The organism is Bacillus sp. (in: firmicutes), from assembly GCA_012842745.1.
Classification (GTDB): Bacteria; Bacillota; Bacilli; order Bacillales; family Bacillaceae_J; genus Schinkia.
On the sequence record DUSF01000035.1, the window covers coordinates 468870 to 486484 of the forward strand.

Here is a 17615-nt window from a genome sequence, read left to right on the forward strand (position 1 = left end):
GGTTGACCAACATAGAGGAGGTCAACCTTTGCTGTGTAAATACTAGACGACTTGTTGTGTAAGGTAAAATAAGCCCCCATTTATGATATCCACTTTTATGCTTGGCTTGTATTGTTCCTCTAAAGCTATCTTTTCAACAAGGTAGCTTTCGGGTTTTTCCTCAAGATCTTCGTAAAAGTGGTCTAATAATTGTAAATCCTTTTTCCAGCGCATCTCAGCCTCTATTGCCCACGTGTGATCATCACTTTTAATCATTTCCGTAATCATATTTTCGATTCTTTTTAAGCCGCTATTTGGTTTAATGAGCGGTGAAAGCGTAAAGCAGTAGTCGGGAATTTTCGGTGTTAATCTCTTCTTGGATAGTTTTTTTTGGAATTGATTGATAACAACACCGTTAATTAAGTTTAGACCAAGAGAAAGGAAACGTTCCTTTTTTCGATCACACCTGTACGATACTTTTGTATGTAAGACTAGCCATGGTTGGAGAGCCGTTTTTTGATTATGCTGAACTTGTTCGTATAGGCGGATATGGGACGCCATTGATTTTGTTGCTTTAAAAATTTGGTGCAATCTTGGCGAACCAAAATGAATCGTTTCACCTTTACAATCTGCAGGTGCTTTTTTATGGTCTGTTATGAATGTTAATTTCATTGGGTTTGGTTTCCCACCAGTCTTTTCGAGGTAATGCCAATAAAAAGGCCGGTTCATTAATTGTTTATCTAAATCTACAGTTAATTGGACAACGATATGTCCTTGGGAGTTTTCGATTATTTCACAGTCATTGCTAGCAAAGAAGCGGATTAAAAAGTCACGAATATCTTGCTGCTGCATCAATATACTCCTTTCCTTCACTTTTAGAACTGTAATTAATGATCGAAGTAAGGTTATCCATCTTAATTCTTACTTCGCCATCGCTATCAGAATGGAAGAGAATGTCCTCAATATGCTTTTCAATATTGCCAATCTCAAGCTTTGTTAATATTTCGTCGAGCTCACCAACAACTCTTTCAAAGAGATTAATTTTTTCATAAAGTAGGTGCAAAATATGCTCCTCAACCGTTCCTTTCGTTGCAAAATTATAAATAAGGACGTCACGGTCTTGTCCTAAGCGATGAATTCTCCCTATACGTTGTTCGATTCTCATTGGATTCCATGGTAGGTCATAGTTTATAATTCGATTGCAAAATTGCAAGTTGATTCCTTCGCCGCCAGCTTCGGTGGCAATTAAAACTTGCACTTTATTTTTAAATAAGTCTCTCATCCAATCTTTTTTGCCTCTGTTAAAGCCACCGCGGTAAGGAACGGAAGTAATGCCATGTTGCTGTAAAAACCATTGTAAGTAAACTTGAGTTGCTCGGTATTCTGTAAAGATGATGAATTTGTCAGAGGTATTTTTGATTAATTCCAATACTATTTCAGCTTTTGCATTCGTTTTTACTGTACTTGCTTTTTCCATTAAATCACGGATAATCGTGAGCATTTGCATGCTAGTTTCTTCTTTTTGCAACATGTTCTTCAATGTCATAAAGGCAGCTTCACGACTTGAACATACTTCTTTTTGTAGCGTAATTAGGGAGAATTGACTTTTATTTAGCATTGGGTCAGATTTTAAGGCACAAACAGCATCATAAAAATCTTTTTCTTCTTTTGATAGCTGAATAGGGACGGTTTTAATATGGCGCTTTGTCCACTCCATTCCAGTGTCGCCGCGTCGATTTCGAATCATAACTTTAGTAATCAACTCTTTTAAATAGTCATTATTTACAACGGAGCGTTCTTTAGCTGAGAAAGACTTTGTGAAGTTAGATTGACTGCCTAAATGTCCCGGTTTTAACAAAGATACTAAATTAAAAATTTCTTCGACTTTATTTTGGATTGGAGTAGCAGTTAATAATAGACAAAACTTTTTCTTTAAGTTTTGCACAAATTCGTAGTTTTTCGTTTTATTGTTTTTTAATTTATGCGCCTCATCAATTATGACCATGTCATAGTTTTGGCGATAAATCATTTCTCGATGAGGGTCCCGCTTGGCTGTATCAATTGATGAAATGACAACATCACATTGCTCCCAAACATAACTTTTCTTTTGGGCAACGGCTGGGATGAAAAACTTTTGGTTCAATTCAGCTTCCCATTGGGTGACAAGGGAAGCAGGTGCAAGAATAAGTACTTTTTTGACTAAGCCCCTAATCATATATTCTTTCAAAATTAAGCCTGCCTCAATTGTTTTTCCAAGTCCCACCTCATCAGCAAGAATGGCTTTTCCATTCATTTTCTCCAACACCGTTTGTGCTGCTTCAATTTGATGTGGTAGTGGTGTGAGCTGCGGTAAAAATTTAGGGGCAATTAAGCCTTCAAACTCATCAATGACCATATGCTCCTCTATTTCATAGGCTAATTTAAAAAGGTCCCAGTTCGCCCAAGGCCCGTCATCTTCTATTTTTCTAAAAAATTCATCGTGCCATGTTTGATCAAATTCAATGTCTATATGCATAGAATCGCTCCTTTCCATATTTATCTAGGGGTGAGCCCGTATAGTTGTAAAATTTTTAATCAATCGGAAATGATTGCGAGCCTGTTTGATTATTCAAAAAATATTTGCCGAACACACCTATTTATTGTAGGATAGTAGTATATTTGTGAAATAGTATGTCCCAATTTAGGAAAATTATATATGATGCGAATGATAGCAAGGGGAGAGACCGCTAGTATAAAATAGGTGGCGCCGAAGGAGCAAGCAACAAAATGCAGTTGTGAATCTCTCAGGCAAAAAGACTCTTGTTGGACGCAACTCTGAAGAGTGGTAACATGACAGAGAAATGCAAGATTTTTTGTGTTTCTCTGTTTTTTTTTATATAAAAAAAACAAGGAGGGGTTTCATGTCTGAGCTAAAAACTACACCGTTGTTTCCGCTATACGGAGAGTACGGTGCCAAAACAATTGATTTTGGAGGATGGGATTTACCTGTACAATTTACTTCAATTAAAGAAGAGCATGAGGCAGTCCGTGCAAAAGCAGGTTTGTTTGATGTGTCACATATGGGTGAAATCGAAATAAGAGGCGAAAATAGTGTAGCCTTTTTGCAAAAGATGATGACAAATGATATTAGCGCCATGAATAGTGGCGATTGCATCTATACGGCGATGTGCTATGAAAACGGCGGTACCGTTGATGACCTTTTAGTCTATAAAAAAGCGGATAGTGATTATTTGCTTGTTGTCAATGCTGCCAATACTGAAAAAGACTATGAATGGCTTAAAAAGCATATTATTGAAAATGTTGAAGTCATAAATATATCAAGTGAGATTGCTCTCCTAGCCTTACAAGGACCGCTATCACCACAAGTATTACAAAAATTAACATCTTTTGATCTTAATGATATTCGAACCTTTAAGTTTGCTGAAAATGTTGAAGTAGATGGTGTAAAGGTACTGATTTCACGGACAGGATATACTGGTGAAGATGGTTTTGAAATTTATTGTGATGCAAAAGAAGCGCAAAACTTGTGGAAAAAGATTTTAGAAGCTGGCTCTGAGCTTGGTGTGCAGCCAATTGGTTTAGGTGCGCGTGATACGCTCCGATTCGAGGCTAGACTTGCTTTATATGGCCAAGAATTAGACGAAACAATATCTCCACTTGAAGCGGGGGTTGGCTTTGCTGTCAAGCTAAATAAAGAAGCTGATTTTATTGGAAAAGAAGCATTGAAAAAACAAAAAGAAGAGGGGCTATCACGTAAAATTGTTGGCATCGAAATGATTGAGCGCGGCATCCCACGACATGGATATAGAGTGTATAGTGGTGAAAAGGAAATTGGCTATATTACATCAGGAACACAGTCACCAACATTAAATAAATCAATCGGTCTTGCTTTAATTAGTAGCGAAAACACAAATATTGGAACTGAAATTAATGTGGAAGTCCGACCAAATAAATTTGCGAAAGCGAAGGTTGTGTCTACACCATTTTATAGACGAGAGAAGTAAGGGGGCCTTAGAATGAAATATCGGTATTTGCCAATGACAGAACAAGATAAAGAGGGAATGTTAGATGCGATTGGAATTGCCTCAATTGACGAATTATTTGCTGATATTCCTGAAGATGTGCAGTTTAAAGGGGAATTAAATTTAAAAGCTCCTTTAGCTGAGCATGAATTAATGAAGGAATTTTCAAGATTAGCAGGATTAAATAAGGATCTTAAAGCTCATGTTTCGTTTTTAGGAGCAGGCGTATATGACCACTATATTCCAGTGGTTGTTGACCATGTGATTTCAAGATCAGAATTTTACACGGCTTATACACCGTACCAGCCGGAAATTTCGCAAGGCGAGCTGCAAGCAATCTTTGAATTTCAGACGATGGTATGTGAATTAACGGGCATGGAAGTTGCCAACTCCTCGATGTATGACGGTGGCACAGCATTAGCGGAAGCAGCGGCATTAAGTGCAGGGCAAACGAATCGTAAAAAAATTCTTGTTTCAAAGGCTGTTCATCCAGAATACCGAACAGTACTAGAAACATATGCACGAGGACAGCATTTAGAGGTAATCGAAGTAGGTACTGAAAATGGTACAACTGATTTAGAAGATTTAAAAAATAAAATGACAGATGATGTTGCTTGCTTTGTTGTCCAATATCCAAACTTTTTCGGACAAGTTGAGCCGTTAAAGGAAATCGAGGACATCGTCCATTCCAATAAAGCAATGTTTGTTGTTTCAAGTAATCCGTTGGCACTAGGAGTATTAACGCCTCCAGGTGAGTTTGGAGCCGATATCGTCGTTGGTGACGTGCAACCATTTGGAATCCCAGCACAGTTCGGCGGTCCGCATTGCGGCTATTTCGCTGTGACGAAAAAATTGGTGAGAAAAGTGCCGGGACGACTTATTGGGCAGACAGTTGACCAAGATGGAAAACGTGGCTTCGTTCTTACGCTACAGGCGCGCGAACAACATATCCGTCGTGAAAAAGCAACTTCAAATATTTGTTCGAATCAAGCTCTGAATGCATTGGCAGCTGCTGTAGCGATGACAGCTTTAGGCAAAAAAGGCTTGAAGGAAATGGCTCTGCAAAATATCGCCAAAGCGCAATATGCTAAGAAACAGCTGGAAGGGGCAGGTTTTAGCTCTCCGTTTACAGGCCCATTCTTTAATGAGTTTGTTATTGATTGCAAAAAATCTGTAAACGAAGTAAATGATCAATTGCTGCAAAAAGGAATCATTGGCGGCTATGATTTAGGATGCGATTACGCTGAACTTTCTAACCATATGTTGATTGCCGTAACAGAGTTAAGAACAAAAGAAGAAATTGATTTGTTTGTGAAGGAAATGGAGGGGTACCATGTCTAAACACGATCAGCCATTAATTTTTGAAATTACGAAAGAAGGCAGAGTTGGCTATAGCCTTCCACCATTAGATGTTCCGGAAATCAATGTAGGAGAACTGTTAGATAGTGCCTATATTCGCAAAACAGAGCCTGAATTGCCAGAAGTGTCTGAGTTAGATATTATGCGCCATTACACTGCTTTATCAAGAAGAAACCATGGCGTGGATTCCGGCTTCTATCCACTTGGTTCCTGTACGATGAAATATAATCCGAAGGTAAATGAAGCGATTGTGCGTTTACCTGGATTTAGTCATATTCATCCATATCAAGATGAAAAGACGGTTCAAGGTGCATTGGAGTTAATGTATGAATTACAAAATGACCTTGCTGAAATTACTGGGATGGACAAGGTGACATTACAGCCTGCAGCAGGTGCACATGGTGAATGGACAGGACTGATGTTAATTCGCGCTTATCATGAAGCAAACGGTGATTTTGACCGTACAAAGGTGATTGTTCCTGATTCTGCTCACGGAACAAATCCTGCTTCTGCAACGGTAGCTGGCTTTGACTCGATTACTGTAAAATCAGATGAAAATGGTCTAGTAGACTTAGAGGATTTAAAGCAGGTTGTAGGACGAGATACTGCTGCCTTAATGCTGACAAATCCGAACACATTGGGATTATTTGAAAAGCATATCGTTGAGATGGCAAAAATAGTACATGAAGCTGGTGGTAAGCTTTACTATGATGGAGCGAACTTAAATGCTATTTTAGGAAAAGCACGTCCAGGTGATATGGGCTTTGATGTCGTCCATTTAAATCTTCATAAAACTTTTACAGGCCCTCATGGCGGCGGTGGACCTGGTTCTGGTCCTGTAGGCGTAAAAGCTGATTTAGTACCGTTTTTACCGGTGCCTTTAGCGGAAAAAAATGAAGAAGGCTATTATCTCGATTACAATAAACCGCAAACAATTGGCCGTGTCAAACCTTTCCATGGTAATTTTGGCATCTATGTTCGTGCTTATGCTTATATTCGCACGATGGGTCCGGAGGGATTAAGGCTTGTATCAGAATATGCTGTTTTAAACGCTAATTATATGATGAGGCGCTTAGCTCCATATTTTGACCTGCCACATGATACACATTGTAAGCATGAGTTCGTTCTATCTGGCCGCCGCCAGAAAAAACTCGGTGTTCGTACATTAGATATGGCGAAGCGGTTACTGGACTTTGGTTACCATCCACCTACCATTTATTTTCCGCTGAATGTTGAGGAATGTATGATGATTGAACCAACTGAAACGGAATCTAAGGAAACGCTTGATGAGTTTATTGACGTGATGATTCAAATTGCAAAAGAGGTTGAGGAGACACCAGAAGTTGTTCAAGAAGCACCGCATAATACTGTTGTTAAACGTCTTGATGAAACATTGGCAGCAAGAAAACCAGTGCTTCGTTACGAAAAATAATGAGTAAGAGGCTGACTTTCGCCAGCCTCTTTTATTTCTTTTTAATTTTACCTGTCCACGTTTTAAAGCCGCCTTTAAGATGACTGATGTCGGTGCATCCTAATCGTTTTAAAATACCAGCAGCTTGAGCGCTACGCATTCCTTGTTGACAATATAGATAAACAGGCCGATCTATGCGAATTTCTGCCTTTCGCATCCGAAGCTGACTAAGCGGGATATTACGTGCTCCTAAAATATGACCAGCTTCATACTCGTTCGGCTCACGGACATCGATCAATTGGGCTTTACGGTAGCCAGCTATAAATTCGTCTTGGTTTAGTGTTTTCAAGTACCTTTTTTGATATAATTTAGTGCCGAAAAAGTATGCGGCCATTACGATAATTGTGATGATTAGTATTGTCGTTCCTGTTCCCATTCGAAAAACCCCTCTCTCTTTCAAAAGCAAAACGTCCTCTTACATTATATAAAGGAATGGTAAGAGAAGCAAAGAAAATAGTAAAATTACTTTAGTCGTATTGCAGAACGATAAACATCAGTATTTTGAGATTAGTCGATTTTTTGCTAGACTAAATGGCAACTTCATATAATGACAAGGAGTAACTAATCATATGAAAAAAGAGGTATGGTACTTTTTAGATTCCGAAAATTGTACGCCAAGCTTTAATATGGCATGTGATGAAGCGTTGTTAATGTGGCATAGTGAAGGGAAAATTGGACCAACGATTCGCTTTTATGGCTGGAACCCGCCAACATTGTCAATCGGCTATTTTCAAACAGTTGAAAAAGAAATTAATTTGGATGCCGTAAGAGACCAGCAACTTGGTTTTGTGCGCAGGCCTACGGGTGGCAGGGCTGTTTTGCATGACATGGAATTGACATATAGCGTCATTGTCTCAGAAGCCCATCCGAAAATGCCGCAATCGGTTACGGAAGCTTATCGCGTAATCTCACAAGGAATATTGGAAGGTTTTAAAGAACTTGGACTTGATGCTTATTTTGCTATTCCAGCAACTTCTGGTGAGTTAGAAGAATTGAAAAATCCAAGGTCCTCCGTTTGTTTTGATGCACCATCGTGGTATGAACTAGTCGTTGAAGGAAGAAAAGTTGCTGGCAGTGCGCAAACGCGACAAAAAGGGGTCATTTTGCAGCATGGATCAATCTTACTAGATATAGATGAGAAAAAATTATTTAGCCTATTTAAGTATAAAAATGAGAGAATGAAAGAACGGATGAAGGCAGCCTTTAAAAATAAAGCCGTTTCTATTAATCAGTTAACAGATAAACAAGTAACAATCAAACAAGCAAAACAAGCTTTTAAAATTGGCTTTCAAAAAGGACTTGAAATTGAACTTGAACCATTTATACTTAGTGAGGGACAATTAAATATAATCAAAAGCATTGAAGAAGAAAAATATGCAAATGATGAGTGGAATTTTCGAAAATGAGCGAAAAACGCCTGAGAATTTTGTCGAAAATGTGGTACAAAAGCCACATTTTTTTGTTTGTTTCTCCAAAAAATACGATAAAATCTCGTTTTTATTTTGCAAACAAGAAAATTTTCCTTTTTTCGTGGTAATTATCGAAAATTGTAATTTAATCTTTATTTTTCTCTTATTTTCAATGAATTACTAGTTTGACAAAATTATCTTTTTTAGATCGCTTATCAATATGTAGTATGTCAGATAATATCGCAGATACTATATATTGATTTAAAGTGAATGTTATGATACTGTAAGTGTATTGAAAAACAGCTAGATAAAACTACTAGTATTCATTACCATGTGGTTTATTTTTATTACTAGTTTTAAGGGGAGATGAAATGATGGTGACGGCTGCTGCCGAAAGAATGATGGTTGATGTTGAAAGGTTGAATAAGGACATTGCATTATTCCCACAAGTACATGAAATAACAAAGGATATGAAACTGACACATAAAGGTGTATCACGGCTTGTAATGTTAGATCGGTATGCTTTTAAAGATACTGAAAAAATTACGCTAACAACCGGGGATTTTGTTGTTTTGACAATTAAAGAAGATCCAAAGTTTCCCGCACGTGGCACTGGGTATATTCAAGATATTGATTGGGAGCATAATAAAGCAGTTGTTTTGGTTGAGGAAGAATTTCGTGGGGTTTTTGAAACTGAAAAGGAAATGAAGACAGGCCTTATCACACGCTCTCTTGATGTCATTGAAAAGCCGCTTGAAATTTACTTTGAACAAATAGCCAAACGTGTCGCAACTGGCCTAGCGGCTGTTGAAGAGACGGTAGACAAGCGTCAGGAATGGTTTCAAAAATTTTATGAAGAACTTGCAAGTTTGAACTTTATTCCAGCAGGCCGTGTCCTCTATGGCGCAGGTTCTGATACAGCGGTAACTTTCTTTAATTGTTACGTTATGCCATTTGTTCAGGATTCAAGAGGTGGCATTTCTGAACATCGCACCCAGGTAATGGAAATTATGAGCCGTGGCGGCGGTGTTGGTACAAACGGTTCAACACTAAGACCGCGCAACACGCTTGCAAAAGGCGTCAACGGCAAGTCCTCTGGCTCTGTTTCATGGTTAGATGATATTGCGAAGCTCACACATTTAGTAGAGCAGGGTGGGTCGCGCCGGGGTGCTCAGATGATTATGCTGGCGGACTGGCATCCAGATATCGTAGAATTTATCATCTCAAAAATGCAAAACCCGAGAATATTACGATTCTTAATTGATAATACAGAAGATGAGCATATTAAAAAGCTTGCTAAAGATAAGCTGAAATTTACGCCGTTATCAGAAACGGAAAGAGCGATGTATCAAGGAATTGTAAATTATAAAGCAATTCCTGGAACTGGTGGTTTTTCAGACAAAGTGATCCGTGAAGCGGAGGATAAGCTTGAAACAGGAGGACATTATAGCGTTCATAATTCGGAATTTTTAACAGGTGCCAATATTTCCGTTTGTTTAACAAAGGAATTTATGGATGCTGTTGAAAAAGATGAATATTACGATTTAAAGTTCCCAGATGTTGAAAATTACAACCAAGTGGAAATGAAAATCTACAATGAAGAATGGCATAAAGTAGGCGATGTCCGCGAATGGGAAAAGCTTGGACATAGAGTTCGAGTATACCGGAAAATTCGTGCAAAAGAGCTTTGGAATTTAATTAACATTTGTGCAACATATTCAGCAGAGCCAGGCATTTTCTTTATCGATAATGCGAATGATATGACAAATGCACGTGCATATGGTCATCAAGTAGTTGCAACAAATCCGTGTGGTAGAGAATAGTTTGCCTCACGTTAAACACTGCGGAATTAAGCGGGGAATCTGAGATGACAACCCGAACCGAAGGCTGGTGAAAGACCAGTCAGGGGCAACGCATACGAGCTGACCGGTAACAGGAATAAAGCTCGCACGAGGCCGCAGCGCTAATGACGCATATTTACCATTAGTGAAAATATATGCTGAACTTACACGAATAAGGAAGTGTAAGAATCAAAGGATAAAAAGCCTTTGAGATAACAAACTTTTGGAACAACCTCTCGCACCATACAGTGTTTGTAACTTGGCTGCCGTAAACCTTGGCCAAATGGCAGACAAAGAAAAGAAAGTTGTTGATTTTGACAAGCTTAGAGAAACAGTCCGTGTTGGCGTAAGAATGCAGGATAATGTAATTAACGCAACACCATACTTCCTTGAGCAAAACAAAAAACAAGCTTTAGGAGAACGCCGCGTTGGCCTTGGTGTTATGGGCTTGCATGATCTCTTAATTTATTGTGAAACAGAATACGGTTCACAGGAAGGTAACGAGCTAGTTGATAAAATATTTGAGACGATTGCAACTGAAGCATATCAAGCATCAGTAGCACTAGCAAAAGAAAAAGGTAGCTTCCCATTCCTAGTTGGTGAAACGGAAGCAGAAACAAATCGTCTAAGAACAGCATTTACGGAAACGGGCTATATGAAAAAAATGCCTGAGGAAATCCGTCAGCAAATTCTAGAAAACGGTATTAGAAATTCACATTTACTAACTGTTGCTCCTACGGGATCCACAGGGACAATGGTTGGCGTGAGTACCGGTCTTGAACCTTACTTCTCATTCTCGTACTACCGAAGCGGTCGCTTAGGTAAGTTTATTGAAGTAAAAGCTGATATCCTTCAAGAATATTTAGATAAGCATCCAGAAGCAGATCCGGAAAAATTACCAAAATGGTTTATATCTGCAATGGATTTAAAACCAGAAGCACATGCTGATGTACAATGTGTAATTCAACGCTGGGTAGACAGCTCGATTAGTAAAACTGTAAATGCCCCTAAAGGCTACTCTGTTGAGCAAGTTGAAAAAGTTTATGAAAGATTATACAAAGGCGGAGCTAAAGGTGGAACAGTTTATGTTGATGGCAGCCGCGACGCTCAAGTATTAACACTTAAAGCTGAAGAAAACAGCTTCGATGATGTTGCATTTGATAAAGTGCCACATGAACAGCCACGTGTTGTATTAGTTGATACAATTAGTGACCTTCGCTCTACAGATGTAACAATCGGAAATGAAGTAGGAAATACTTGTCCGGTTTGCCGCAAAGGTAAAGTTAAAGAAATCGGTGGATGCAACACATGTACAAACTGTGGCGCACAGCTTAAATGTGGTTTATAAAAAAGACCCAAGAAATTTGAAAAATATTCATCAAAAAGGTAGCCCAAATCGCATATTGATTTGGGTTATTTTTTTATGCAACAAAAAAGTGACTTATTAAGATTGTGAAGGAAAATACTTAAATAAACGGGTTAGTTCAACTAGAGATTAGGGGGAATTGTAAAAATGCCCAAAATACCGGACCCTTTTTTAATTATATTATATGATAAATGTCCAATACTTTGGACAAATGAGGTAATAAGTTTGAAAAATATAATAAAAGTTCTAAGAAAAAAATTAGAAATTACGCAGAAAGATCTCGCTAAGGAATGTGGAGTTGTAAGACAAACCATTAATTGTATTGAAAATGATAAGTATGATCCAACTCTTGAATTAGCCTTTAAAATTTCAAAAGTTTTAAATAGGAAAGTAGACGAGGTGTTTATATATGAGTAAGTATGGCTCACAATACATAATTACTATGAATGATATAGTCAGAGAAGGTTCTGCAATACTACGAAAGAAAACCCAAGAAGTTGACCTTCCTGTTTCAAGTGAAGATAGAGATGCTTTGCTATGCATGCTTCAATATTTAAAAAACAGCCAAGATCCAAATATTTCAAAAAAATATAAACTTCGCCCTGGAGTGGGGTTATCCGCAAATCAAATCGGGCTTGATAAACGTATGTTTGCAGCACTTTTTGATGATAAAAATTTGGAATTTATGTTAATTAACCCAAAAATTATTAGCCATTCTCTCAATATGATTTATCTACCTGAAGGAGAAGGCTGCCTTTCGGTTGATAGGGAAGTTGAGGGATTAGTTCCAAGATATGAAAAAATTAAGGTAAAAGCATATGACATAAATGGGCAAGAAGTGATTTTCAAATTTAAAGGATATAGTTCCATCGTTATCCAACATGAAATAGATCATTTAGATGGTATCATGTTTTATGACAGGATAAATAAAGAAAATCCATTTAAACTACCAGACAATGTTGCAATTGGAAGTCTGTATTAATTTACAATATAAAGTTTTGGACAACAAAAGGCCAAATCTTTTATTAATCTAACGGTGCAATCCTTGAATAAGCAAAAGGGGATTTTTGGATAAAGGTTTATACCTGAATATGATTTGAATGGAGGAGAATACTAGGGAAAACATTAAGAGGGAGTTTTTTCTATGTACATACTTGAACCGATAAAATTAACTTCAAGTAAAACAAATACTACAGAACCATTAACATCTTCTGAAATGGGTAAACTTTGGGCGACATATATGGGAAACAGTATGGCGAAATGCATTTTAAGCTATTTTCTTCAACATGTTGAGGATGAGGATATTAAAACTTTAGTAAAAAATGCATACAATTTGAGTGTAGACTTCATGGAAACCATTAAAGGAATATTCGAAAAAGAAAGCTTCCCTATACCTAAAGGTTTCGGTGAAGAGGATGTAAACCCTGGTGCACCTCGTTTATTCGAAGATGAATTCTATGTTCATTATTTAAAATACACAGCAAAAGCAGGAATGAGTATTTATTCCGTAGCCGTACCACTTGCTTATAGAAACGATGTAAAAGAGTTTTTTAATTATTGTGTAGATTCTACAAAGACTTTGATGGAACAAATCAAAGAGATTTTAATGAATAAAGGCTTCATTATTAAACCACCTTTTATTCCGGTTCCCGAAAAAGTAGAATTTGTTCATAAGGACTTTTTAAATGGGTTTTTAGGACATGTGCGTCCTATGCAAGCATTAGAAATTACCCATTTGTACGATAATATAGAAAACAATGTCACGAGTAAAGCACTCATTATGGCATTTGCTCAAGTTGCCAAAAATGAAAAAATTCGGGTTCTATTTGAAAGAGGGAAAAACCTTACACATACAAATTTGGAACGCTATATGAAAAAGCTACATGATGAAAATTTGCCTTCTCCATCGTTTTTGGACCATTTGGTTACAACATCAATGTTTTCCCCCTTTTCAGACAAGATTATGTTAAACCATAAGATGGACATGTTCTCAATGAAACTGAGAGCGTATGGAAATTCAGTGGCTGTAAGTACAAGACATGATTTAGGGGTGCTCTATTTCAGGTCGTTAATGAAAATCCAAGGATTTGTTGAAGATGCAGCGGAAATTTGTATAGAGAATGGCTGGATGGAAAAACCGCCGTATGCAGCTGATAGAGAGAATATAGCATCGAATAAATAATCATCCCATATCCTATTGGAACATATTTTACGTATAGGAAGTAAGATAGTAAATAACACTAGACATGCACCCAGTATTGTAATTACTCGTATAATGCTATGAGTATTTATACGCTGGGGAGGTTCTGAAATGAATCATTATTATTTAAGTAATTATAGACAGGATGAAAAATTGGTTCATGACATTGAAAAGGCAATAAATGGAGAATATAGTGCGATAAATTGTTATGCAAAGTTAGCTAATTTGGCTTCAAACGACAATGAACGGAAACAAATTCTTGAAATTCGCCGGGACGAAATAAAGCATTTTCAACAATTTGGACAGATTTATGCTAGTCTAACTGGAAAACAACCTCGACCAAAAATTACTGAAGAATGCCCTACTGATTATTTAAATGGATTGGAGTTTTCTCTACAGGATGAGCAACAGACAGTTGATTTTTACTTAGAAATTGCGGATGTCACGACTAACCAATATATTAAAGAAGTATTTCGCAGAGCGGCAGCAGATGAGCAAAATCACGCCGTTTGGTTTCTTTACTATTTTCTAAAAGCTAGAAATTAAAAAAATTTGGTATGTCATCCTCAACTAACGGAGTGCGATTGCGGAACAAGTGCAATCGCTTTTTTTAGTCAATATTATACAAGAGGCTTTTCGTAAAATATGCTACACTTACTTTCAGAATATTATTAGGAGGCCTTTTTGCATGAAACAAGAGGAAAGAACGATTTGTTATGATTATGATTTACAAATCGAGGCCTATCGTTTTCATGGGATTATGCAAAAATTCCCAAACCACTTCCATGAATACTATGTGATTGGGTTTATAGAGAGTGGGAAAAGACGATTATCGTGCATGAATAAAGAGTATGTAGTTGGTACAGGTGATATTGTATTTTTTAATCCGCTAGATAATCATGCCTGTGAACAGATTGACGGTCATACACTAGACTATCGTTGCTTAAATATAAACCCTGAGATTATGAGAAAAGTGGCAATTGAGATTACTGGAAAAGACCATCTTCCTCACTTTACTGCTCCTGTTGTCTATCGTAGTGAACATGCCCATTTGTTGCATCATCTTCATCAAATGATTATGGACGAATTATCGGCATTTGAGAAAGAAGAAAGGTTTTATTTTCTTATGAAGCATCTAATTGAAGAGTATTGTCAAGCGGTTAAAGAAACAGAGCTTGGGGAAGTCGAGCGGCAAATTGTCAATATTTGTGATTACATCGAAGCGCATTATGCAGAACATATTGCTTTAGATGATTTAGCAAAAATTTGTAATATGAACAAATATACATTGTTGCGCTCATTTACCCGTATTCGCGGAATTACCCCCTATCGTTACTTACAAACAGTGCGGATTAATGAAGCAAAGAAACTGCTGGAGCAGGGGATGAAACCAATAGATGCGGCGCTGCACACTGGTTTCGTTGATCAAAGTCATTTTAGTAATTTCTTTATGGATTTTCTTGGACTCACTCCTGGGCAGTACCGAGATATTTTTATTAATCATATTCAATAATGTATTTTAAAAGGAAAGGACATAGGCATGGAAAATAAAATTACTGTAGGCCATTTAACAGCTTTTATAACGATTTTAATTTGGGGTACAACCTTTATTTCTACAAAAATTTTATTAAACGTTTTTTCTCCAATCGAGATTTTATTATTTCGTTTTTCGATAGGATTTATCGTATTAATGATTATATATCCATACAGGTTGAAGTTGGTCGATAGAAAACATAACCTCTTATTTGCATGTGCTGGTTTATGTGGTGTCACTTTGTATTATCTTTTGGAAAATATTGCACTAACCTATACAATGGCTTCTAATGTAGGTGTGATAAGTGCTGTAGTCCCATTTTTTACAGCAATACTTACTTATTTATTTTTAAAAGATGAACGATTACGAATCAATTTTTTTATCGGTTTTATCATGGCGATGATTGGCATCTTTCTTATCAGCTTTAATGGTGCAACAAATTTTCAACTAAATCCATTAGGTGATTTATTGGCGCTAGCTGCTACGATTGTTTGGGCTCTGTATTCAGTATTAACTAGAAAAATCAGCAGTTACGGCTATAACACAATCCAATCTACAAGAAGGATGTTTTTTTACGGCCTCCTATTTATGATTCCTGCACTTTTCCTATTTGATTTTAAACTAGAGCTAGGGCGGTTTGCTAACCCAACTTACTTATTTAATATATTATTTTTGGGGCTTGGTGCTTCCGCACTTTGTTTTGTTACATGGAATTTTGCGGTTAAGGTACTAGGAGCTATTAGAACGAGCGTATATATATATTTAATTCCTGTCATCACCGTTATTACTTCGATGATTGTACTGCACGAAAAAATCACATGGCTTGCTGCTTCCGGGACAATTCTTACATTAATGGGGCTTTTTATATCAGAAAGCAAAATTAATTTGAAGAAAAAGGAAAATATAAGCAAGGTCGTTTAGTGGTAATGTGATATTTTTGTAATGGATATGTTGAATTGAGTTAAAGAAACAAACTGTTAGAATTATTTTGGCTGTTTACTTTTTGATATATCAAGATTGTTAATGCCTATTGTGAAGTGGAATATAACTGGCGATTTATTGCCAGTTATATTTGAAGTATCCTATTTACCCTTATGTTTATTTTTAGCCTTTTGTATTTTTATCTCTCTTTTATAGCGCTTGAGGCTATCCCTAAGATATTTATTTTTCCTCGACTTCTCTTTCTTCTTCTGGCTATAGTCTTCTTTGATGGCTTCTTGTGCTTTGGTAGATATTTTGGCTTGTTTCATTTCCTTGGAAACCGTTCGTTGAAGTCTTTTAGGGTTTACCTTTTTGGGAATAATTTGATTAATTGCAATTCCCTTTTGGTCATGCTGTTCTATATATTTCAGCAAAACCAAATTGATAAACTCTAAAACTTCTTGATCTTTTGGTTCACGACCAAACATATACCGATAGGCTTTTAGGGTATTTACGGATACAATTTCAATGATTCCTACATAAAATTGACCATCATAAAAAATGGTTAGTTTCATTGCAGGTCCCTCCTCTAAATATATTAGAATGATGGACATCCCGAGGAGGGGAAGGTTACTTACAGCAAATGCATGCTGCATTCGGACTACCAACCGAATCGTGTTTTTACATTCTAGCTTAATTATACATATAATTACAATAAAATAAATGACTGCATTAATTTATTTGTGTTCGTATATTTAAAACTTAAAAATGGAATGCAGACTATTGCAATTGCTCCTGTATTATTAAAGCAGAAAATTGAAGAATAATCCTGTTATAGTATTGTATGGTATACTAATGTGTGGAATATAACTTTACGATGCAAAACTGGAGAGTGAAAAAATGCGAATGAAAAAAATAAAAAATGAGATTTGGGAATGGATTAAAACGATTGGTACTCCAATAATATTATTCTTAATTATTAATACTTTCTTCTTTACCCCAGTTGTAGTTGATGGTGCATCTATGATGCCTACATTAGAAGACCATGACCGTATCATTTTATCAAAAATTGAAGAACCGAAAAGATTTGATATCGTTGTTTTTCATGCAACAGAAGAGAAGGACTATATTAAACGTGTCATTGGCTTACCCGGTGATCAAATTGAATACAAAAATGATACATTATATATTAATGGCCAAGTATTTGAAGAAAATTATTTAGACGGAACTAAAACTGAACAAAGTTTAAATAGATACGGAGGGTTATTGACTACTGACTTCTCTGTCACAGTTCCCGAAGGCTGTTTATTTGTTATGGGGGATAACAGGAGAAATAGTCAGGATAGTCGTCATATAGGGGCAATTCCAATGGGAAAAGTAGTAGGTGTATCTAAAATTATTTTTTGGCCTATTAAAGATATAGAGATAGTGAATCGGTAAATACTTTAAGTATGGAATATAAAAGTTTTACTTTTTGTTAAATGTTTGAATTGCGTTTCTATTACAAGTAGGG

The 17615-nt window shown here is 36.7% G+C and carries 17 protein-coding genes and 1 riboswitch; of the genes, 13 read left to right on the forward strand and 4 right to left on the reverse strand.

The window, feature by feature from the left end; all coding sequences use genetic code 11:
• Positions 1–42: 42 nt before the first annotated feature.
• On the reverse strand, positions 43–831 hold the full coding sequence (locus GX497_07415) for a hypothetical protein (protein ID HHY73038.1): 789 nt from the start codon (positions 829–831) through the stop codon (positions 43–45).
• Positions 809–2494 carry a DEAD/DEAH box helicase gene (locus GX497_07420; GenBank protein ID HHY73039.1) on the reverse strand — a complete coding sequence of 562 codons (1686 nt, stop codon included), beginning with the start codon at positions 2492–2494 and terminating at the stop codon, positions 809–811. The genes GX497_07415 and GX497_07420 overlap by 23 nt, the downstream gene beginning before the upstream one ends.
• Before the next feature lie 189 nt (positions 2495–2683).
• A riboswitch (glycine riboswitch) is annotated at positions 2684–2788 on the forward strand.
• A 91-nt stretch (positions 2789–2879) separates the two neighbouring features.
• Here GX497_07420 and gcvT point away from each other — a divergent pair.
• From gcvT to GX497_07435, 3 genes are read left to right on the forward strand one after another with little or no spacing between them, the layout of a single operon-like run.
• On the forward strand, positions 2880–3983 hold the full coding sequence (gene gcvT, locus GX497_07425) for a glycine cleavage system aminomethyltransferase GcvT (protein HHY73040.1): 1104 nt from the start codon (positions 2880–2882) through the stop codon (positions 3981–3983).
• 12 nt (positions 3984–3995) lie between these two features.
• The gene (locus GX497_07430) at positions 3996–5342 is read left to right on the forward strand and encodes an aminomethyl-transferring glycine dehydrogenase subunit GcvPA (protein ID HHY73041.1); all 1347 of its coding nucleotides are present in this window, start codon (positions 3996–3998) and stop codon (positions 5340–5342) included.
• Positions 5335–6792 carry an aminomethyl-transferring glycine dehydrogenase subunit GcvPB gene (locus GX497_07435; protein HHY73042.1) on the forward strand — a complete coding sequence of 486 codons (1458 nt, stop codon included), beginning with the start codon at positions 5335–5337 and terminating at the stop codon, positions 6790–6792. Before GX497_07430 ends, GX497_07435 begins: the two co-directional genes overlap by 8 nt.
• Before the next feature lie 31 nt (positions 6793–6823).
• Here the strand turns inward: GX497_07435 and GX497_07440 are convergent, their stop codons facing one another.
• On the reverse strand, positions 6824–7207 hold the full coding sequence (locus tag GX497_07440) for a rhodanese-like domain-containing protein (GenBank protein ID HHY73043.1): 384 nt from the start codon (positions 7205–7207) through the stop codon (positions 6824–6826).
• A 193-nt stretch (positions 7208–7400) separates the two neighbouring features.
• On the opposite strand from GX497_07440, the gene GX497_07445 reads away from it, so the two are divergent.
• The 9 genes from GX497_07445 (at position 7401) to GX497_07485 (ending at position 16102) form a co-directional block, all read left to right on the forward strand.
• Positions 7401–8237 (forward strand): lipoate--protein ligase family protein, encoded by an 837-nt coding sequence (locus tag GX497_07445; protein HHY73044.1) that lies wholly within the window; start codon positions 7401–7403, stop codon positions 8235–8237.
• Positions 8238–8614: 377 nt separating this feature from the next.
• Positions 8615–10063: a vitamin B12-dependent ribonucleotide reductase gene (locus GX497_07450; GenBank protein ID HHY73045.1), complete on the forward strand. Its 1449-nt coding sequence runs from the start codon at positions 8615–8617 to the stop codon at positions 10061–10063.
• 241 nt (positions 10064–10304) lie between these two features.
• Complete coding sequence (locus GX497_07455) at positions 10305–11429, forward strand: hypothetical protein (GenBank protein HHY73046.1); 1125 nt, start codon at positions 10305–10307, stop codon at positions 11427–11429.
• 243 nt (positions 11430–11672) lie between these two features.
• Entirely contained in the window at positions 11673–11864 is a 192-nt protein-coding gene (locus tag GX497_07460; GenBank protein HHY73047.1) for a helix-turn-helix transcriptional regulator, read from the forward strand.
• Complete coding sequence (locus GX497_07465; GenBank protein HHY73048.1) at positions 11857–12429, forward strand: peptide deformylase; 573 nt, start codon at positions 11857–11859, stop codon at positions 12427–12429. Before GX497_07460 ends, GX497_07465 begins: the two co-directional genes overlap by 8 nt.
• Positions 12430–12591: 162 nt before the next feature.
• Positions 12592–13629, forward strand: a complete 1038-nt coding sequence (locus GX497_07470; GenBank protein ID HHY73049.1) for a DUF3231 family protein — start codon at positions 12592–12594, stop codon at positions 13627–13629.
• Between the two features lie 129 nt (positions 13630–13758).
• Complete coding sequence (locus GX497_07475) at positions 13759–14193, forward strand: ferritin-like domain-containing protein (GenBank protein HHY73050.1); 435 nt, start codon at positions 13759–13761, stop codon at positions 14191–14193.
• A gap of 142 nt (positions 14194–14335) precedes the next feature.
• A complete protein-coding gene (locus GX497_07480) occupies positions 14336–15160 on the forward strand; it encodes an AraC family transcriptional regulator (protein HHY73051.1) in 825 nt (274 codons plus the stop codon).
• A 27-nt stretch (positions 15161–15187) separates the two neighbouring features.
• Complete coding sequence (locus GX497_07485) at positions 15188–16102, forward strand: DMT family transporter (GenBank protein ID HHY73052.1); 915 nt, start codon at positions 15188–15190, stop codon at positions 16100–16102.
• 161 nt (positions 16103–16263) lie between these two features.
• Here GX497_07485 and GX497_07490 read toward each other — a convergent pair whose 3' ends face one another.
• Complete coding sequence (locus GX497_07490; GenBank protein ID HHY73053.1) at positions 16264–16677, reverse strand: YjdF family protein; 414 nt, start codon at positions 16675–16677, stop codon at positions 16264–16266.
• Positions 16678–17008: 331 nt separating this feature from the next.
• On the opposite strand from GX497_07490, the gene lepB reads away from it, so the two are divergent.
• Positions 17009–17542 (forward strand): signal peptidase I, encoded by a 534-nt coding sequence (gene lepB, locus GX497_07495; GenBank protein HHY73054.1) that lies wholly within the window; start codon positions 17009–17011, stop codon positions 17540–17542.
• Positions 17543–17615 lie beyond the last annotated feature (73 nt).